Annotated in this window: 18 protein-coding genes; 5 read left to right on the top strand and 13 right to left on the bottom strand. The window is 66.2% G+C overall.

Features of this window, described 5'->3' with window-relative positions; genetic code table 11:
* The first annotated feature begins 21 nt into the window (after positions 1-21).
* The 4 genes from tsaB to corA all read left to right on the top strand — a co-directional run bounded on the left by tsaB (position 22) and on the right by corA (position 3,233).
* A complete protein-coding gene (gene tsaB / locus C8C94_RS16615) occupies positions 22-738 on the top strand; it encodes a tRNA (adenosine(37)-N6)-threonylcarbamoyltransferase complex dimerization subunit type 1 TsaB (protein WP_121421486.1) in 717 nt (238 codons plus the stop codon).
* Between the two features lie 19 nt (positions 739-757).
* Positions 758-1,237, top strand: coding sequence for a ribosomal protein S18-alanine N-acetyltransferase (gene rimI / locus C8C94_RS16620; RefSeq protein ID WP_121421487.1), 480 nt, complete (start codon positions 758-760; stop codon positions 1,235-1,237).
* Between the two features lie 28 nt (positions 1,238-1,265).
* The gene (locus C8C94_RS16625; protein ID WP_199731280.1) at positions 1,266-2,048 is read left to right on the top strand and encodes a uracil-DNA glycosylase family protein; all 783 of its coding nucleotides are present in this window, start codon (positions 1,266-1,268) and stop codon (positions 2,046-2,048) included.
* 198 nt (positions 2,049-2,246) lie between these two features.
* Positions 2,247-3,233 (top strand): magnesium/cobalt transporter CorA, encoded by a 987-nt coding sequence (gene corA, locus C8C94_RS16630; RefSeq protein ID WP_055398450.1) that lies wholly within the window; start codon positions 2,247-2,249, stop codon positions 3,231-3,233.
* Positions 3,234-3,527: 294 nt separating this feature from the next.
* Here the strand turns inward: corA and C8C94_RS16635 are convergent, their stop codons facing one another.
* The 8 genes from C8C94_RS16635 to C8C94_RS16670 all read right to left on the bottom strand — a co-directional run bounded on the left by C8C94_RS16635 (position 3,528) and on the right by C8C94_RS16670 (position 13,541).
* Positions 3,528-4,295, bottom strand: a complete 768-nt coding sequence (locus C8C94_RS16635; RefSeq protein WP_121421488.1) for a 5'-methylthioadenosine/adenosylhomocysteine nucleosidase — start codon at positions 4,293-4,295, stop codon at positions 3,528-3,530.
* Positions 4,296-4,365: 70 nt separating this feature from the next.
* Positions 4,366-6,045 carry a long-chain-fatty-acid--CoA ligase gene (locus C8C94_RS16640; protein WP_121421489.1) on the bottom strand — a complete coding sequence of 560 codons (1,680 nt, stop codon included), beginning with the start codon at positions 6,043-6,045 and terminating at the stop codon, positions 4,366-4,368.
* A 91-nt stretch (positions 6,046-6,136) separates the two neighbouring features.
* Positions 6,137-7,549 (bottom strand): Re/Si-specific NAD(P)(+) transhydrogenase subunit beta, encoded by a 1,413-nt coding sequence (gene pntB / locus C8C94_RS16645; protein WP_055398453.1) that lies wholly within the window; start codon positions 7,547-7,549, stop codon positions 6,137-6,139.
* Positions 7,550-7,584: 35 nt separating this feature from the next.
* The gene (locus tag C8C94_RS16650) at positions 7,585-9,186 is read right to left on the bottom strand and encodes a Re/Si-specific NAD(P)(+) transhydrogenase subunit alpha (protein WP_121421490.1); all 1,602 of its coding nucleotides are present in this window, start codon (positions 9,184-9,186) and stop codon (positions 7,585-7,587) included.
* Positions 9,187-9,249: 63 nt separating this feature from the next.
* Positions 9,250-9,984, bottom strand: a complete 735-nt coding sequence (locus C8C94_RS16655) for a hypothetical protein (RefSeq protein ID WP_121421491.1) — start codon at positions 9,982-9,984, stop codon at positions 9,250-9,252.
* 317 nt (positions 9,985-10,301) lie between these two features.
* Positions 10,302-11,366: a class II fructose-bisphosphate aldolase gene (gene fba / locus C8C94_RS16660; protein ID WP_055398457.1), complete on the bottom strand. Its 1,065-nt coding sequence runs from the start codon at positions 11,364-11,366 to the stop codon at positions 10,302-10,304.
* Positions 11,367-11,445: 79 nt separating this feature from the next.
* The gene (locus C8C94_RS16665; protein ID WP_121421492.1) at positions 11,446-12,837 is read right to left on the bottom strand and encodes a histidine kinase dimerization/phospho-acceptor domain-containing protein; all 1,392 of its coding nucleotides are present in this window, start codon (positions 12,835-12,837) and stop codon (positions 11,446-11,448) included.
* Positions 12,834-13,541 carry a response regulator transcription factor gene (locus C8C94_RS16670; RefSeq protein WP_121422919.1) on the bottom strand — a complete coding sequence of 236 codons (708 nt, stop codon included), beginning with the start codon at positions 13,539-13,541 and terminating at the stop codon, positions 12,834-12,836. The genes C8C94_RS16665 and C8C94_RS16670 overlap by 4 nt, the downstream gene beginning before the upstream one ends.
* Positions 13,542-13,620: 79 nt before the next feature.
* Between C8C94_RS16670 and C8C94_RS16675 the strand changes: the two genes are divergently transcribed.
* Positions 13,621-14,361, top strand: a complete 741-nt coding sequence (locus C8C94_RS16675) for a phosphatase PAP2 family protein (protein WP_233573494.1) — start codon at positions 13,621-13,623, stop codon at positions 14,359-14,361.
* 19 nt (positions 14,362-14,380) lie between these two features.
* On the opposite strand, the gene pyk is transcribed toward C8C94_RS16675, so the two are convergent.
* The 5 genes from pyk to C8C94_RS16700 form a co-directional block, all read right to left on the bottom strand.
* The gene (gene pyk, locus C8C94_RS16680) at positions 14,381-15,817 is read right to left on the bottom strand and encodes a pyruvate kinase (protein WP_055398460.1); all 1,437 of its coding nucleotides are present in this window, start codon (positions 15,815-15,817) and stop codon (positions 14,381-14,383) included.
* 113 nt (positions 15,818-15,930) lie between these two features.
* The gene (locus C8C94_RS16685; RefSeq protein ID WP_121422920.1) at positions 15,931-16,716 is read right to left on the bottom strand and encodes a CPBP family intramembrane glutamic endopeptidase; all 786 of its coding nucleotides are present in this window, start codon (positions 16,714-16,716) and stop codon (positions 15,931-15,933) included.
* A 14-nt stretch (positions 16,717-16,730) separates the two neighbouring features.
* Positions 16,731-18,128 carry an aminopeptidase P N-terminal domain-containing protein gene (locus C8C94_RS16690; RefSeq protein WP_121421494.1) on the bottom strand — a complete coding sequence of 466 codons (1,398 nt, stop codon included), beginning with the start codon at positions 18,126-18,128 and terminating at the stop codon, positions 16,731-16,733.
* Complete coding sequence (locus C8C94_RS16695) at positions 18,125-18,910, bottom strand: nucleotidyltransferase family protein (RefSeq protein ID WP_121421495.1); 786 nt, start codon at positions 18,908-18,910, stop codon at positions 18,125-18,127. The genes C8C94_RS16690 and C8C94_RS16695 overlap by 4 nt, the downstream gene beginning before the upstream one ends.
* A complete protein-coding gene (locus tag C8C94_RS16700) occupies positions 18,907-19,296 on the bottom strand; it encodes an S-adenosylmethionine decarboxylase family protein (protein ID WP_121421496.1) in 390 nt (129 codons plus the stop codon). The genes C8C94_RS16695 and C8C94_RS16700 overlap by 4 nt, the downstream gene beginning before the upstream one ends.
* Positions 19,297-19,392 lie beyond the last annotated feature (96 nt).

Genomic DNA, 19,392 nt, shown 5'->3' on the forward strand with positions numbered 1-19,392 from the left:
CCGCGCAACCCCACTGGCCCCATGAATCTGCTCGCTTTCGACACCAGCACCGACACCCTATCCATTGCCGTCCAGCACGGGGATGCCGTGTGGCAGCACACGGGCCCCGGGGGCGCACAAGCGTCGGCCACCCTGATCCCGACGGTGCGCAACCTGATGGCGCAGGCCGGCCTGTCGTTCGACACGCTGGAGGCCATTGTGTTTGGCCGGGGCCCAGGCTCCTTCACCGGCCTGCGCACCGCCTGCGCCGTGGCCCAGGGGCTGGCGTTTGGCGCGCGCGGGGGCCAGGGTGTGCCGGTGCTGCCCGTGGACACCCTGCTGGCCGTGGCCGAGGAAGCGCGCCACGCGCACGGCTGCACGCAGGTGGTGGCGGTGCTGGACGCGCGCATGGACGAGGTCTACCACGCGCGCTGCGAATGGGTCGCTGCCGAGGGCCGCTGGCACACCGAGGCCGACTTTGGCCTCGGCGCACCGGAATCCGTGCTTGCCCCCGCAGGGTGGACGGTGGCGGGCAATGCGCGCACGCCCTATGGCGAGCGGCTGGCGCCCATGGCCGCCCACGTGGCCGCGCTGCCCACAGCCACGGCGCTGCTGCGCCTGGCACCGGCCTTGCTGGCAGCGGGCGAAGGTGTGCCGGCCAGCGATGCGCTGCCGCGCTACATCCGCGATAAAGTGGCACAAACCACCGCCGAGCGGGCTGCGCTGCGCGCCGCCCAGGCGGTGCCCGCTCCTCTGTGAATCCTTTCTGCCAGACCCCATGAGCGCCCTGCCCACCCCGTCTGCCGGCGCGCCCGAGGCGCGCTTTGAAGCCCTCACGCTCGCGCGGCTGGATGCCGTGCTGGCGGTGGAACAACGTGCCTATTCGCACCCCTGGACACGCGGCAACTTCACCGATGCCATGGCATCGGGCTACCAGGCACAGGTGCTGATGGCGGACGAACACCTGCTCGGCTACTTCGTGGCCATGATGGGGGTGGACGAGGTGCACCTGCTCAACATCACCGTCACCCCCGAGTTCCAGCGCCAGGGCTGGGCGCGGGTGCTGCTGGACGCGCTGGCCCTGTGGTCACGCGGGCGCGGCGCCCAGTGGCTGTGGCTAGAGGTGCGCGTGAGCAACCTGCGCGCCCAGCACATCTACCAGACACACGGGTTCCGACGCGTGGGCGAACGCAAGCGCTACTACCCCGCGGACCTGGGCCAGCGCGAAGATGCCGTGGTCATGAGCCTGGCACTGTGAGCAACACCTTCAACCGGCCCTTTTTTCCATGAGCCTTCACCTCGATGCGCGGCAGCGCGCCATGCTGCAAGAAATGGGCGTCACCGTGTGGGTGCAGCCGGAGGCACCCGTAGCCCGCACCACAGCCGGGGCCCCCGCCGTCGCCGTAGCGGCGCCCGCCCCTGCCGCCCGCATGGCGCCCCCCACCGCCCCGGCACCCGCCGTGGCCAGCCCTCCTGCTGCGCGAGCGCCCCAGCCAGCGGCCCCGCGAGCACCCGCACCGGCACCTGCGGTAGAGAACGCAGGCGCAGCACCGGCCATCCCCAGCTTGCGGCTGCATGCGCCCCAGGTGCTTTACCCCAGCGCCGACCCATCGCAGACCCCGGCCGGGCTGGGTGGAGGCTGGTTGATCGTGACCGAGAGCCTGACGCCGGGCGAGCCGCTGGGTGGCGACGCAGGCCGGCTGCTGGACAACATGCTGCGCGCCATGCAGCTGCACAAGCACCCCCGTCTGTTCCTTGCTGCGCTGGAGCGCACTGCAGCCGGCGCAGAGACCGGTGGCGACAGCAACATCCCCGCCGCGCTGGCCGACGCCGTGGCTGAGTTACAACCCGCCCTGGTCCTGGTGCTGGGCCATGTGGCGGCGCGGGCGGCGCTGGGGCGCACCGAGCCGCTGGGCCGCCTGCGCGCGGGCCCGCACCAGCTGGCGGAATGCCCGGCCGTGGTGACCTACGACCCCGCGTTTCTCTTGCGCTCGCAAGACGTCAAGGCCGCCGCCTGGGCCGACCTGTGCCGGGCGCTGGCCATCGTGCGCCAGGCTTCGCCCGGCTGACCGCTGAGGGCGCGGGCATTTGCAACGACTCCACTGCAGCCGCAGTGCCATAATCCGCCGCCTGTCCATTTTTTTACGGAGAAAGCTCCTTGGAAACCTACCCGAGTTGGTAGCTTTCAGCTCCCCGGCCTGCCGCTGTGGGGTTGAAAGCACCCGATCCCCCACACCGCAGATGCCATACAACAAGGGAGTGAGCCCATGCTCAACATCTTCACGCTCGCCAATGGCCGGCTGTTCCAGGAAGAAATTGAATCGCTGGAAGAGCTGACCAAGTTCCAGCCGATCTGGGTGGACCTGGAAGCCCCCACGCTCGAAGAAAAACGCTGGATCAAGCAGCACTACGGCCTGTCCATCCCCGAGGATGCGATGGACGAGGACATCGAGGAATCCGCCCGCTTCTACGAAGAAGACAACGGCGAGCTGCACATCCGCAGCGACTTCTTGATTGACGACGACGAAGACCCCCGCTCGGTGCGCGTGGCCTTCATCCTGAACCAGCACAACGCCAACCTCAAGAGCCGGGGCGTGCTGTTTTCCATCCACGACGAAGACGTGCCGGTGTTCCGCCTGCTGCGCATGCGCGCACGCCGCGCGCCGGGCCTCATCGAGGACGCCAAGGAAGTTCTGCTCAAGCTGTTCGATGCCGACGCCGAGTATTCGGCCGACACGCTCGAAAACATCTACGACGAGCTGGAGAAAGTCAGCAAGCAAGTGCTGGCCGGCGACGTGACCGACGCCCTTGCTGGCGAGGTGCTGGGCGCCATTGCCCGCCAGGAAGACTTGAACGGCCGCATCCGCCGCAACGTGATGGACACCCGCCGCGCGGTGAGCTTCATGATGCGCAGCAAGATGCTCAACTCCGAGCAGTTCGAGGAAGCCCGCCAGATCCTGCGCGACATCGAATCGCTGGACAACCACACGGCGTTCCTGTTCGACAAGATCAACTTCTTGATGGACGCCACGGTCGGTTTCATCAACATCAACCAGAACAAGATCATCAAGATCTTCTCGGTGGCCAGCGTGGCGCTGCTGCCGCCCACGCTGATCGCCAGCGTGTACGGCATGAACTTCAAGTTCATGCCCGAGCTGGACTGGTCGCTGGGCTACCCGTATGCGCTTGCACTGATGGTGGCCAGTGCGCTCGGGCCCATGTGGTATTTCCGCAAGCGCGGCTGGCTTAAATAGGCTTCCCCCTGTGGCGCTGCGCGCCTTCCCCCTGAGGGGGACTCCTCCAGCGGCCCGGCAAAGCCGGTTCCGCGGTGGCGCTGGTATTTGGGGTGCGCCGGTTTCACGGCGCGGGGGCGAACTTTGTCGCCCCTGAAGCTCTTGCTGATTCTTTGAATCCACGCCCTGCCCGTTCGGGCTGAACCTGTCGAAACCGAAGCGAAGCTGGTGATCGGTTCGTCGTTTATCTCAACGCAAAATATGAGTCAAATTGACCTCTAGCGCTTATCCATCAAGCGCTAGTAGCTATCAATTTCATAGTTTCTGCATGAGGGCAAGCACCATGTGCTCGGCATAGCGGCTGGCTACGGTCTGCACGAAGAGGGGGAAGTCCACGTGCGCGGTGTCGTCGGCGCGGTCGGAGATGGTGCGCACCGCGGCGAAGGGGATGCCGTAGTCGTGACACACCTGGGCGACGGCGGCGCCTTCCATTTCTACGGCCAGCACGTTGTGGCCAGCGTCGTGCAACGTGGTGCGCAGACGGTGGGCTTCATCGGCGGCAGAAACAAAGCGGTCCCCGCTGGCAACCAGGCCGTGGTGCGCGCGGTGCAGGGCATCTTCCGATGTACTCTGCGGCACATACTCCAAGCCAAATTGGCCTCTAGCGCTTGATACACAAGCGTGAGCAGCTTCCAAAAGCGTAGCAGACAATGCCGCATCACAGACCAGGCGGCTGCGTGCGTAGCCCGGCACTTCCCAGCGGGGGAACAGGGGAGAGGCGTCCATGTCGTGTTGGAGGTAGTCCTGCGCTACCACCACATCGCCCACATTCACGCCATCGCCCACACCGCCCGCAACCCCGGTGAAGACGATGCGCGCCACACCGAAACGCTCGATGAGCGCCGTGGCCGTGGTGGCCGCCGCCACCTTGCCGATACCCGACAGCGCCAACACCACCGGGCGGCCCTGCAGATCACCCAGCCAGAAAGCCCGGCCTGCGTGCATCACCCGCTGAGGGTGCAAGAGGTGATCAACCAGCGAGCTTTGCTCTTCGGGCAAGGCGCTGAGGATGGCGGTGGTCATGGGTTCTCCCTGAAAAACAAAGGCGGCCGAGGCCGCCTGGATTGTCAAGCGGGGCACGTGGCCCCACGGGTCACTTCTTGTCCCGAAGTTCGCGGCGCAGGATCTTGCCCACGGGGGTCTTGGGCAGCTCGGTGCGGAACTCGATGACCTTGGGCTGCTTGTAGCCCGTGAGTTCAGCGCGGCAGAACTCCTTGACCTGCGCTTCGGTGAGCGCGGGGTCTTTTTTGACGATCACGAGCTTGACGGCTTCGCCGGTCTTCTCGTCGGGCACGCCCACCACGGCGCATTCGAGCACGCCGGGGCAGTTGGCCACGACTTCTTCCACCTCGTTGGGGTAGACGTTGAAGCCACTGACCAGCACCATGTCCTTCTTGCGGTCCACGATCTTGAAGAAGCCGCGCTCGTCCATGACACCGATGTCGCCGGACTTGAAGAAGCCGTCGTCGGTCATGACCTTGGCGGTTTCATCGGGGCGCTGCCAGTACCCGGCCATCACCTGCGGGCCCTTGATAGCGATCTCGCCGGGCTGGCCGAGGGTGGTGACTTCCTTGCCGTCGTCGTCGATCAGCTTCATCAGGGTGCCGGGGAGCGGCACGCCAATGGTGCCCGTGAACTCCTTGGCGGTCACGGGGTTGCAGCTGACCGAGGGGCTGGTCTCCGACAGGCCGTAGCCTTCGCAGATGGGGCAGCCGGTCTTCTCCAGCCACAGTTTGGCCACAGCGCCCTGCACGGCCATGCCCCCGCCTACCGAGACCTTGAGGTTCTTCCAGTTGACGGTATTGAAATCGGGGTGGTTGGCCAGGCCGTTGAACAGCGTGTTCACGGCCGGGAAGCTGTGGAAGGTGTGCTTGGACAGTTCCTTGAGCACGGCAGGCAGGTCGCGCGGGTTGGGGATCAGGATGGTCTTGCCGCCCGTGCGCATGCTCAGCATCATGTTCACGGTGAACGCAAAGATGTGGTACAGCGGCAGCGCGCAGATGCTGGTCTGCTGTTCGCCTGCGGGCACCTTCTTCATCACGGGGTCATTCCACGCCTCGGACTGCAGCACGTTGGCGATCACGTTGCGGTGCAGCAGCACGGCGCCCTTGCTCACACCCGTGGTGCCGCCGGTGTATTGCAGCAGCGCGATGTCGTCGGGCTTGATGTCGGGCTTCTTGAGCGTGCCGCGCGTGCCCTGGGCCACCGCGTCATTGAAACGCACGGCACCCGGCAGGTTGTAAGCGGGCACCATCTTCTTGACGTTGCGCACCACATAGTTGACGAGCGCGCCCTTGAGCAGGCCCAACTGGTCGCCCATGGCGCACAGCACCACGTGCTTGACGGGCGTGTTCGCAATGCAGCTTTGCAGCGTGGTGGCGAAGTTTTCGATGATGACGATGGCCTTGGCGCCCGAGTCCTTGAGCTGATGCTCCAGTTCGCGCGGCGTGTACAGCGGGTTCACATTGACCACCACAAAACCTGCGCGCAGGATGGCGGCCACCGTGACGGGATACTGCGGCACGTTGGGCATCATGATGGCCACACGGTCGCCCTTGACCAGGCCCAGGCCCTGCAGGTAGGCCGCAAACGCACTGCTCAGGGAGTCGGTCTGGGCATAGGTCACTTCCTTGCCCATGAAGCTGTAGGCCACGCGGCCCGCGTACTTGGTGAACGCCTCGTCCATGAGGGCCACGAGCGACGGGTATTGCGTGGTGTCGATGTCTGCGGGGACGCCTTGCGGATAGGCAGTCAGCCAGGGGCGATGGGTCATTGTTGTCTCCTAATAAGTTTTATTGAGGTCGTGAAATCCGTGCTGCGCCTAACAGCACGGTCGTGCTTTTTTTGCGGTGGAATTATGCCCGTCACCCCTTGAGCGCGGAAAGAACTTCGTCGAGCATTTTCTTGGCGTCGCCAAACAGCATGCGATTGTTGTCCTTGTAGAACAGAGGGTTGTCCACCCCCGCATAGCCCGACGCCATGGAGCGCTTCATCACGATCGAGGTCTTGGCCTTCCACACTTCGAGCACCGGCATGCCGGCGATGGGGCTGGACGGATCGTCCAGCGCGCTCGGGTTCACGATGTCGTTGGCGCCGATGACCATGGCCACGTCGGCATTCGGGAAGTCCTCGTTGATCTCGTCCATCTCCATCACGATGTCGTAGGGCACCTTGGCCTCGGCCAGCAGCACGTTCATGTGGCCGGGCATGCGGCCTGCCACGGGGTGGATGGCAAAGCGCACCTCCACGCCCTTCTCGCGCAGGGTCTTGGTGATCTCGTACACCGTGTGCTGGGCCTGGGCCACAGCCATGCCGTAACCGGGCACGATGATCACACTCTTGGCGTCGCGCAGCAGCTCGGCCGTCTCGGCGGAGCTGACGGGTACGGCCTCGCCCTGTGGCTCGGTGGCCTCGCCTTTTTTGGCGGGAGTTCCAGCGCCCGAGCCAAAGCCGCCCGCGATCACGCTGATGAAGTTGCGGTTCATCGCGTTGCACATGATGTAGGACAGGATGGCGCCCGAGGAGCCCACGAGCGCGCCCGTGACGATGAGCAGGTCGTTGGACAGCATGAAGCCCGTGGCCGCCGCTGCCCAGCCCGAGTAGCTGTTGAGCATGGACACCACCACCGGCATGTCGGCGCCACCAATGGCCATCACCATGTGAATGCCGAACAGCAGCGCGATCGCCGTCATCACCATCAGCGGCACCATGCCTTGTTCAATGGTCTCGGCGCGCAAAAACTCGCGGCCAAACCAGATCACGATCAGCAGCGCAGCCAGGTTCATCCAGTGGCGGCCGGGCAGCAACAGCGGCTTGCCACCGATCTTGCCGTTGAGCTTGCCAAAGGCGATCAGTGATCCGCTGAACGTGATGGCGCCGATCAGGATGCCGACATAGATCTCCACCTCGTGGATGATCTTCTCCGCGCCTTGCAGCTGGATCGAGGTATCCACATAGCTGGCAAACCCCACCAGGCAGGCCGCAAGACCCACCAGACTGTGCATGAGCGCGACCAGCTCCGGCATCTGCGTCATCTTGACGACCTTGGCCGCATACAGGCCGATGCCGCCGCCAATGACCAGCGCGCCGACGATCCAGGCCACCCCTGCGGGGCTGACGCGCGGGCCGAACACCGTGGCCAGCACGGCCAGCGCCATGCCGACCATGCCGAACAGGTTGCCCCGGCGCGAGGTTTCGGGGTTGGAGAGCCCACCCAGGCTCAGGATGAACAAAATGGCCGCGCCCAGGTAGGCCACGGTAGCGAGACTTTGGGACATGTTCTGTGCTCCTCGTTGTTCTTGTCGTTATCGGATTACTTGCGGAACATGGCGAGCATGCGGCGCGTGACCGCAAAGCCACCGAACATGTTGACGGCCGTGAGCACCAGGGCGGCAAAGGCAAGCCACAGGATGAGCCCATCAGGGCGCCCATTGATGCCCGCATCGGGCGGCGCAATCTGCACCAGCGCGCCGATGGCGATGATGCTGGAGATGGCGTTGGTCACGCTCATCAGCGGCGTGTGCAGCGCGGGCGTGACGTTCCACACCACCATGTAGCCGATGAAACAGGCCAGCACGAACACCGTGAAGTGCCCCAGGAAGGCCACAGGCGCATAGGCACCGATGGCCCAGAACAGCACGGCCAGCACAGCAAAAACAATGGTCAGCGTCTTGGCGGACATGGGTGCACCGGGGCCATGGCTGGATTTCTTGGCGGCCACGGGTGCCGCCGCAGCCTTGGGTGCCGGTGCAGGGGCCTGCTTGAGCGGTGGCGCAGGCCAGGTGATGGCACCATCCTTGACCACGGTAAGGCCCCGGATCGCGTCATCCTCCATGTTGACCACGGCCACGCCGTCCTTGGCCTTGCACAGCTCTTCTGTCAGTCGCAGCAGGTTGGTGGAATACAGGGTGGACGACTGCTTGGCCAGGCGCGAGGCCAGGTCGGTGTAGCCGACGATGGTCACACCATGGCGCACCACGGCCTGGCCGGGCACCGTCAGCTCACAGTTGCCGCCTTGCTCGGCGGCCATGTCCACGATCACGCTGCCGGGCTTCATGCTCTGCACCATCTCGGCCGTGATGAGCTTGGGCGCGGGCTTGCCGGGGATCAGCGCGGTGGTGATGATGATGTCCGCGTCCTTAGCTTGCTCCGCGTACATCTTGCGCTGCGCGGCCTGGAAGCCCTCACTCATGACCTTGGCGTAACCGCCGCCGCCCGAGCCTTCTTCCTCATAGTCCACCTTGACGAACTCACCGCCCAGCGACTTGACCTGGTCGGCCACCTCGGCACGTGTGTCGTTGGCGCGCACGATGGCGCCCAGGTTGGCCGCCGTGCCAATGGCCGCAAGACCCGCCACGCCAGCGCCTGCAATGAACACCTTGGCGGGCGGCACCTTGCCCGCCGCCGTGATCTGGCCGTTGAAGAAGCGGCCAAAGGCGTTGGCCGCCTCGATGACGGCGCGGTAGCCGCTGACGCCTGCGGTGGAGGTGAGTGCGTCCATCTTCTGCGCGCGGGAGAGCGTACGTGGCAGGCAGTCGATGGCGAGCACCGTGGCCTTCTTCGCGGCCAACTGCTGCATCAGTTCCGGGTTCTGGGCGGGCCAGATGAAATCGATGAGCGTCGAACCCTCGCGCATCAGCGCCACTTCGTCGCTGCTGGGCGGGCGCACCTTGAAGACGATATCGGATGCAGCCCACAGCGCGGCAGCGTCGCCCACGATCTGGGCCCCGGCGGCGCGGTAGGCGTCATCGCTGAATTTGGCGCCATCCCCAGCCCCCGACTCCACCGTGACCGCGAAGCCCAGCTTGATCAGCTTTTCCACCACATCGGGCACGGTGGCCACGCGCTTTTCACCGGGGAAGGTCTCCCTGGGCACGCCGATACGCTGCGGCTGCGGGACGGGGGTTGTCTGCATTAGAGGTCTCCTCGAGTTTCGTAATCGTTATGCAAGGCCGCCAGGCAGGGAAAAACTGGCGAGCTAGGGCCTGGATGTGGGCGTGGGGAACGGGAAAGGCGGAATGGCCAGGTGGCCGTCCACCATGCCGGCGCTCAGGCGCGCAGCCTGGGCCAGGTCATAGGCCCACTGCTGGAAGGGCAGACCTGCGAGCAGGAACTCTTCGTTGTTGCGCGGCCGGACGCTGATCAGCCGCTGGTCCACCAGGGCATCCACCGCCACCCAGACACCCGCTTCGGTGACGTAGCGGTAGCTCACATGCGCATAGGGGGTGCTCAGCGCGATCTGGCGGCTGGCCATCCATTGGCCCAGATCGGGTCGGTTCTTTTCAAGCCACTTGGGGCTGCTCGCCCAAAGCTTGAAGCGCAGGCAGTCGGCGCGCACGGGACTGCCATCCGCGGGATCTTTGACCACGACGTCCTGTTGCGGCGGGCAGTACCCCACCCCTTGCGGAGACCCGCGCAGATCGCCTGTGCGGTTGGTCTGCACGCGCACCGCAGCCAGCCATTCGCCTTGTGCACCCCGCAGCGCCACCGCACGCGTCTGGAGCGGGGTACGGCCTGCGGGGCTGGATGTGGCTTCTTCGGAGGTTCCCAGGTCCTGCCACGCCCCCGGCGGCAACACCAGACGGGCGCGACCCACGGGATATTCGGACTTGGGAGGAACGGTCAGGGGCGCGCACGCCACCGTGAACACCGTCACAGCCAACACAGGCAAGAGAGGCAACAGCCGCCGGAACTTTGAAATTGTCAGAGTCATAGAGAAAGGTTCATACGAATTCGCCTTCAATCATCCCACGGCACCCGAGTCCGTCCATCGACGGCTTCTGCCATGCAACAACCAGCTCGGTGTAGCTGGTGAGAAATGTGTTGAAAGCGCCCTGGTATCGGACACTTCTTGCGGCGCTGCCGGTGGGCAAGCTGACCGCGAGCTTACATGAAGAAGATCTTGTCGCTGTCACCTTTGTCTGCTGTAGAGGGAACTCCCCAGTCACTGCATGCAGACAGGCAAAAAAAAGCCTGGCAGCACAACGCAGCCAGGCTGGGCAGCGGCCCCGCAGGGCCTCATGCCAACGATCAGTTCACCACTTGGGCCAGCGTACCCGCAGCGTACTGGGCGGCCACAACCTGGAGGCTCAGGCCCTTGATCTTGCTGCCCTGGCCTTCGCAGCCGAACTCCAGGTAACGCTGCTTGCAGACCTGCTTGGCAGCTTCGCGGGCAGGCTTGAGCCATTCGCGGGCGTCGAACTTGTCGGGGTTCTCAGCCAGGAACTTGCGCACCGCGCCGGTCATGGCCAGGCGGATGTCGGTGTCGATGTTGATCTTGCGCACGCCGTGCTTGATGGCTTCCTGGATTTCCTCGACTGGCACGCCGTACGTTTCCTTCATCTTGCCGCCGTACTGGTTGATGATGGCCAGCAACTCGGCGGGCACCGACGAGGAACCGTGCATTACCAGGTGGGTGTTGGGGATGCGCTGGTGGATTTCCTTGACGCGGCTGATGGCCAGGATGTCGCCCGTGGGCTTGCGGCTGAACTTGTAGGCGCCGTGGCTGGTGCCGATGGCAATGGCCAGGGCGTCCAGTTGCGTGGCCTTGACGAACACGGCGGCTTCTTCAGGGTCGGTCAGCATCTGGCTGTGGTCGAGCTTGCCTTCAGCGCCAATTCCGTCTTCTTCACCGGCTTCGCCGGTTTCCAGGTTGCCCAGGCAGCCCAGTTCGCCTTCGACCGTGACGCCCACCTTGTGCGCCATGTCCACCACCTTGCGGGTCACTTCCACGTTGTACTCGAAGGAGGAAGGCGTCTTGCCGTCTTCCATCAGCGAGCCGTCCATCATCACCGAGCCAAAGCCCAGGTCGATGGCGCCCTGGCAGACCTTGGGCGAAGTGCCGTGGTCCTGGTGCATGACGAGCGGAATGTGCGGGAAGGCCTCGACCGCTGCCTGGATGAGGTGCTTGATGAAGGGCTCACCCGCATATTTGCGGGCACCGGCGCTGGCCTGCAGGATGACCGGGGCGCCCACTTCGTCGGCGGCGGCCATGACGGCCTGGACCTGCTCCAGGTTGTTGACGTTGAAGGCAGGGATGCCATAGCTGTTGGCAGCGGCATGGTCGAGCAGTTCGCGCATCGAAACGAGGGGCATGGTCGTAGGGTCCGTTGAGGGTTGGGGAAGGCGCTGTAAGCCGGGCTTGGCGGTGGTAACCGCTTGGTAACTCGCAATTTTAACCGGGGGGCGTGACCGCCGAAGGGGGCAAATCCAACCGAAAACAGGTGGTAAAGGGCGGGGCGGCAGGCGCTGGCCCGAAATAGCCACCATGAATGTCTGCGACCCGCCGCAGGATCTCGTGGCCCAGATGCAGGCTGTCCGAGGGGTTTCTCGGCCCCGGAGCGGCAGATGCATCGCCCTGGCGCCGCGCGCCGTCGTCGCACACCTGCAGCCATGCACCCGCCCCGTCAGAGGCACCTACCTGAACGGCGATGTGCGTGCCGTCTGGTGTGTGTTTGAGCGCGTTCTCCACCAGATTGCGTGCCGCGATGTCCAGCAGCAGCGCATGCCCAGACACCCACAGCGCCGGTGGCGCCGACAGTGCGATGTCGTTGCCCCGCTGCCAGGCCGCCTGGGCATAGTCGGCACACACCTGGCGCGCCACCGCGCACAGATCCACCGGCGCCTTGGCCTCATGCAGTTCGGCCCGGCTCGCGCGCGCCAGGGCCAGCAGCTGGTTGAGCACATGCCCTGCACGCAGGGCATCCTGGCCAATGCGGGCGATGGCCTGCGCCCGGGCGGCCGCATCCAGTTCGCCGCCCAAAGCACTAGCCTGCAGCGCAATGGAGGACAGGGGCGTGCGTAATTCGTGCGCGACTTCATTGGCCAGCCGGCGCTCGCGCACCATCGCCGCCTGCTGGCGGTCCAACAGGGTGTTGATCGATGCGACCACGGACTCGAACTCGTTCCAGGCATGGCGTGACGCCAGGCGCTGGGTGCTGGCGGGGTCGAGCGCCGCCACGTCGGCCGACAGGGCATACAGCGGGCGCAGACCGCGCCACAGCGCAAGCCCGAGGGCCAGGGACACCACGGGCAGCAACCACAGGCCAGGCTCGATCATCTGCTCGGCAATGTCCTGGGCCAGCTCGTCACGCTCGCGCAGCTCCAGCAGCACCATGATCTTGTGCGTGCGTGCCGCGTCCCACTGGGAAAAACTGCGCCACACCACACCCTTCGCCCCCAGCGCCATGTTGGCGAACCCCTCGGCGGCGCTGAAAGCAGGAACGGGCGCCGTACCGCTGTGATGGAGCAGACGCCCCTGCGCATCCCACTGGACGACGCTGAGCGATTGCTGGTAGTCGTGCGATTTGAGCCAGGGTGTGGCGACCCGCTGGGTGACCTGGGGCCCCTCGGCAGCCTCGTTCGCACGCAGGTTCAGCAACAGGGCGGCCACGCTGGCCAGGTGCCCGTCGGTCAGTTCATCCGCCTCGTGCACCCCCGTCTGGTAGCCCATGAACACAAAGCTGCCCCACACCAGCACCAGCGCGCCCAGGGACCACAGCAGCAGCTGCCGGGTCAGCGACGGCCTGCGCGCACTCCCCCCGGGCGTTGCGGCAGCAGCGCTCATGCGGCCGCCTCCTGGGGCATGAAGTAGCCCACACCGCGCATGGTCTGGATACATGCGCTGCCCAGCTTGCGCCGCAGGTGGTGAATGTGGACCTCCACCGCATTGCTCTCGATGGCAGCATCCCAGCTGTACAGGCGCTCTTCGATCTGCTGGCGCGAGAGCACCCGCCCCCGCGCCTCCAGCAACACCAGCAGCACCGAAAACTCCCGGGGCGACATCTCCACCAGCTTGCCGCCCTGGTGCACCGTGCGCGCCGCAGGGTCCATCTCGATATCGCCATAGCGGATGGTGGGCGAGGCGCGCCCGGCGGCCCGGCGCAGCAGGGCGCGCAAGCGCGCATCCAGCTCGTCCATGTCAAAAGGCTTGGCCAGGTAGTCATCCGCCCCCTGGTCCAGCCCCGCAATGCGCTGGTGAACCTGGTCACGGGCGGTCACGATGAGCACAGGGGTGGAGGGATCGGGCAAAACCTGCGCAGAAGCCGTCCCCCCCGGCGCCGGGCTCAGGCGCAACCGCCGCAGCAGATCGCCGCCATCACCATCGGCCAGCCCCAGATCGAGCAGCACGGCATCAAAGCGCTCCGCGCGCAACGCCCCCCAGGCACTGGCCACGCCATCACACACATCCACCGCATAGCCACGTTGCTGCAGGTTCGTGCGCAGGCCTGCGGCAATGCCGGCATCGTCTTCGACAACGAGTATTCGCATGCAGCGATTGTCGCCGGGCGCGGCCACCTGCGCAGGGTCATTAAGGCGGCGTTAAGTGGCGCGCCCTATGGTCGGTGGAATGCTGCCCACGCCTTCCTCGCCCCGCCGCTTCGCCCACGACCACCGTACCTTGCTCCTGTGGACCCTGGGCATCCTGATCGCCATAGTGGCGTGGGACGCTGGCGGGCAAGACATCCCCCTGGCCCGCGCGTTTGGCTCGGCCAACGGGTTCCCACTGCGAGAACAATGGTTCTTCGTGCAGGTGCTCCACGAAGGGGCCCGCCGCCTGGGATGGCTGCTGGTGCTGCTGCTGGCGCTGGGCGTGTGGTGGCCCTGGGGGGTGCTGCGGCGTCTGGATATGGGTGAGCGCCTGCAGATGGCCATCAGTGCCTTGCTGGCGCTGGCGGCCGTGAGCGTGGGCAAGAACCTCAGCACCACCAGCTGCCCCTGGGACCTGGCGGAGTTCGGCGGTGTGGCGCGGTATGCCTCCCACTGGGCGCTGGGCGTGGTCGATGGCGGCGGTGGGCGGTGCTTTCCGGCGGGCCATGCCTCGGCGGGTTTTGCCTTCGTGGGGGGCTACTTCGCGCTGCGCCACAAGGCACCGGCTGCCGCGCGCTGGTGGCTGGCTGCGGCGGTGCTGGCAGGCTTGGTGCTGGGTGGAGCCCAACAGGTGCGGGGCGCGCACTTCATGAGCCACACGCTGTGGACGGGCTGGCTCTGCTGGACGATGGGCTGGCTGTGCGACCTGGGAGCGTTGGCACTGCGCCCACGCCTGGCGGCGTTGTCTCTCGCCAACGACCCGCCACACGCGGCCAGCTAACGACTCAGAACCTGGCTATTCAGCTCGCCACGCAGATCTTCAGCATATTGGTCCCGCCCGGCGCACCCATGGGTTCGCCGCAGGTGATGGCATAGACATCGCCCTTTTGCACGATGTTGCGGTTCTTGAGGTGGCGCTCGGCCTGCTCAAGGGCCGTATCGCGGTCAGCACTGGTGTCCATGAGCAGGGGGCGCACGTTGCGGTACATGGCCATCTTGCGCTGCGTGGTCACCTTGGGCGTGAGCGCATAGATGGGGATGCGGATGCTGTGGCGGCTCATCCACAGCGCCGTGGCACCGCTGTCGGTCATGGCCACGATGGCCTTGGCGCCCAGGTGGTGGGCGGTGAACAGTGCGCCCATGGCAATGGACTGGTCGATGCGGCCAAAGGTCTGGCCGGTGAAGTCCGCGTCCAGGTGATGGTCTTCCGCCGCCTCGGCCGCTGCGCAGATGGTGGCCATTTCTTCCACGGTTTCGAGCGGGTAGCGGCCTGCGGCCGTCTCGGCGCTCAGCATCACGGCGTCGGTGCCGTCCAGCACGGCGTTGGCCACGTCACTCACCTCGGCGCGCGTGGGCACGGGGTTGGTGATCATGCTTTCCATCATCTGCGTGGCGGTGATGACGACCTTGTCCAGCTCGCGCGCCATGCGGATCATCTTCTTTTGCAGCGCGGGCACGGCCGCGTTGCCCACTTCCACCGCCAGGTCGCCGCGCGCCACCATGATCCCGTCGCTCACGCGCAGGATGGCTTCGAGGTGCGGGATGGCCTCGGCCCGCTCGATCTTGGCGATCAGGCCCGGCTTGTGGCGGTACTCGGACGCGGCCACATTGCACAGCTGGCGCGCCATTTCCATGTCGGTCGCGTTCTTCGGAAAGCTCACGGCCACGTAGTCGGCCTGGAAGCTCATCGCCGTGCGGATGTCTTCCATGTCCTTGGCCGTGAGGGCCGGTGCCGTGAGGCCCCCGCCCTTCTTGTTGATGCCCTTGTTGTTGGACAGCTCGCCGCCCACCTTGACGGTGGTGTGCACTTCCTCGCCGCGCACCGCATCCACCGTGAGCACGATCAGCCCGTCATTGAGCAGCAGCAGGTCGCCCGCCTTCACGTCGCGTGGCAGCTCCTTGTAGTCGAGCCCCACGCCTTCGATGTCGCCCAGTTCGGTGCGCGATGCATCCAGCACAAACTTGGCGCCCGACTCCAGCTGCACCTTGCCCTCGGCAAACTTGCCCACGCGGATCTTGGGGCCCTGCAGGTCGGCCATGATGGCCACCTCGCGGCCCGCGCGCTGGGCAGCGGCACGCACGGTGGCGGCGCGGTCGATATGGTCCTGCGCCTTGCCGTGGCTGAAGTTCAGCCGCACCACGTTCACCCCCGCTCGGATCATGGCCTCCAGCAGTGCCGGGTCGCTGGAGGCGGGGCCCAGGGTGGCAACAATCTTGGTGGCGCGGCGGGTAGGCATGGGTTTGTCTCTTTCTCTCGTTTGTCTGGTGGATGTAATCGAGTTTCAATTCTCACACGAAGCGGTTACAGGCGAGTTACCCCTTGCATCCGCCCTGCAGTCCAAAAGCCCCATCAGAGCAACGGGGATGACAACAGATGCGCCAGCACATGCGCCAGGATCGCCGCCTCCAGCCCGTGGCGCGCGTAGAGCCAGCCTGCCACCAGGCCAAAGGCCGTGTTGCCCACCAGCACAAACACCACGACGGGCACCGTCAATGCGCCCGCCAGCGCCTGCGCGGCAGGCAGATGCCCCAGCGCAAACAGCAGCGCACTGAGCAGCACCGCGCCAGCCACCAGCCCCTTGCCCGGCTGGCCCTGTCCGCCCTGCACCACGCGCCAGCCCAGCCACATCAGCAAGGTCATCACGCCCCAGCGCACCAGCAGCTCTTCGGTGATGCCGCCATACAGCAGCTTGACCACCAGCGGCATGGCGCTGGCAGGGTCCGACGGCTGGAGCGCTGCGGGCGCCACCTGGGACAGCACCCACAACCACGCGGCACCCACCACACCGCCCACGATGCCAGGCAGGGACTGGACACGCAGCGCGGGGCCGATGGGCTGGCCGACCAGCCAGGAAGACACCACGGGCGCCCGCAGGCCCACGCGGGGCGCGAGCCACACGCCCACCGCCACAGCCAGCGCCAACAGCACGGCCGTCTGCAGCCCGCTGAGCAGCACCACCGCCCAGAGCGGCAACGGCAGCAGCGCCTCGTTGGCCTTCAACGGTGGCAGCAGCGCCCACACCACCGCCACCACGCCAGGCATGCCCAACAACCACAGCGCACCGCCCAGTCGCCACTTCGCGGGTTGCCCCGGGGCACCCGCCGATTCCGCCAACACAGCGTTGTCCACGGCCATGGGTTTGCCCACGCTCAGGCGCGCATCAGCGCTTCGATCTCGTCGGCCTTCACGGGCACGCCACGCGTGATCAGCTCGCAGCCCGTGTCCGTGACGATGGCATCGTCTTCAATGCGGATGCCGATGTTGTGGAACTGCTCAGGCACGCCATCGGCGGGGCGCACATAGATGCCGGGCTCGATGGTCAGAACCATGCCCGGGCGCAGCACACGGCTGGGGCGGTTGGTGATGGTCTCGCCCGAGAGCGGGTCCTTGCGCTCGCTCACCTGGCCGACTTCGCCGGGCTCCACGTAGCTGCCGCAGTCGTGCACATCCATGCCCAGCCAGTGGCTGGTGCGGTGCATGTAGAACTGGAAGTACGCGCGCTTGTCGATCACGTCCTGCGCCGACCCCACCTTGTTCTTGTCAAGCAAGCCCAGGTCCAGCATGCCCTGCGCCAGCACAGCCACCGTTGCGTCGTGCGGGTCGTTGAAGCGGGCACCCGCCTTGGTGGCAGCCACGGCCGCTTCCTGGCTGGCCAGCACCAGGTCGTACAGCGCACGCTGGGGGCCTGTAAATGTGCCGTTGGCGGGGAAGGTGCGGGTGATGTCGCTGGCGTAGCTGTCCAGCTCGCAGCCCGCGTCGATCAGCACCAGCTCGCCATCGCGCACCGGGGCCGCATCGGCGCGGTAGTGCAGCACGCAGGCGTTCGCGCCCGCCGCCACGATGGAACTGTAGGCCGGGTACTGCGAGCCTGCGTCTCGGAACGCGTGCAGCAGCTCGGCATCGAGGTGGTATTCGCGCACATCCTCCCCGGCGCGCAGCATGCGGGCCGAGCGCTGCATGGCGCGGATGTGGGCCTGCGCGCTGATGCTGCTTGCGCGACGCATGATGTCCTGCTCATGCGCGTCCTTGAACAGGCGCATCTCGTCGAGCAGCGTGCACAGGTCGTTCTGTTCTGCGGGGCAGATGGCGCCATAGCGCACACGGCCGCGCACCACGTTGAGCCAGCCCTCCACCCGCGCCGCCAAGCCGCTGTGCGTGGCAAACGGGTACCAGACGCAGGCCGTGTTTTCGAGCAGGCGCGGCAGCTTGCCGTCCAGCTCGGCCATCGAATGTGCCGCGTCCACTCCCAACGCAGCGGGCGCGGCGGCCGGGCCGAGGCGGTAGCCATCCCAGATCTCGCGCTCCAGGTCCTTGGGCTGGCAAAACAGCGTGCTGCGGCCGTCGTGGGCCAGCACCAGGCAGGCGCCCGGCTCGGTGAAGCCGGTCAGGTAGTAGAAGTAGCTGTCGTGGCGGAACAGAAAGTCGCTGTCCCGATTGCGCGGACGCTCCAGCGCCGTAGGAATGATGGCGATACCCCCGGGGCCCAGCTGGGCAGCCAGGTGCGCGCGGCGCTGGGCGTAGACAGAGGCAGGCACGGTGGTGTTCATGGCGCGTTGGAAGAAAAGGAGTTGAGTTCGGCCAGCCGCTCTGGCGTGCCCACATCGGTCCAGCGGCCGGTGTAGAGCTGCGCACTGACGCGGCCATTGTCCATTGCACGGCGCAGCAGCGGCGCCAGCGGGGCTTTGATGCCGCTGGGGTTTCCGGGCGGAATGTCGCACCACGGCGCTGCAAACAGCTCGGCGCGCAGCAGGGCGATGGTGCTGTAGGTGTAACGCGGTGCGGGGTCGTCGGCGGGCAGGTTCAGCGCCAGGCCGTCGGCCGACAGGCCAAAGTCGCCACGCGGGTTGTGGGTGGGGTTGGGCACCAGCCACAGGTGGGCCAGGTGGTGGCTGGCTTCAAAGGCCGCCACGGCGGCGCTGTCGAACACGAAGTCGGGGGCAAACACATCACCTGCCGCCAGCCAGAACACGGGGCCCAGCTGGGGCAGCGCGCGCGCGATGCCACCGGCGGTTTCCAGCGCACCGCCAAAGTCCACGCCTTCGTGCGAGTATAAAATTGATAGCTGCTTACGCTTGTCCATCAAGCGCTGGAGGCCAAAAACACCTAGAAAATGGTCGCTGATCTGCGCCCCCAGCCACGCGGTGTTGATCACCACCTGTTCCACACCCGCCTCCTGCAGCGCCGCCAAGTGCCACTGCAGCAGCGGCTGGCCCTGCACCGGCAGCAGAGGCTTGGGGGTGGTGTCGGTCAACGGGCGCATGCGCTCGCCACGGCCGGCGGCCAGCAGCAACGCGGGTACCTGGTGATGGGAGGCGGCACTAGAACTCATGCTGCCACCTCGTTCACAGCACCCCGTTGCAGCGCATGGCGTTCCACCGTGGTGGGGTCGAACAGGGCCAGCAGCGCGTCCATCAGCGCCCGCGCCTTGCCCGAATGGTCGGCGCCAAAGTTGCACACATACACATCCAGCGTCACCGCGCGCTGCTCGGGCCAGGTGTGCATGCACAGGTGGGATTCTGCTAGCAAAACAGTAGCGGTCACCCCTCCAGGGCCATGCGCCGTGGCCGGAAATTCATGAAATAACTGCCCCACGGGCTGCAGCCCGGCGGCGTGCACCGCATCGGTACAGGCGCGGCCCAGGGCGGCGGCGTCCAGCAGCCAGGCAGGGGCACAGCGGCAGCCATGGAGATCGGCGGTGAGGTGCAGTCCTTGCATGGCTCGCACTGTAGTGCATTGCCACCGGGCTTCCGGCTTGCAGCCTGCGAATTCAGGTGGGCGAAAGCCGCCCCGGTAAAATGCCGGGTTTCCCCC

The organism is Acidovorax sp. 94 (genome assembly GCF_003634645.1).
GTDB classification, from domain to species: Bacteria; Pseudomonadota; Gammaproteobacteria; order Burkholderiales; family Burkholderiaceae_C; genus Acidovorax; species Acidovorax facilis.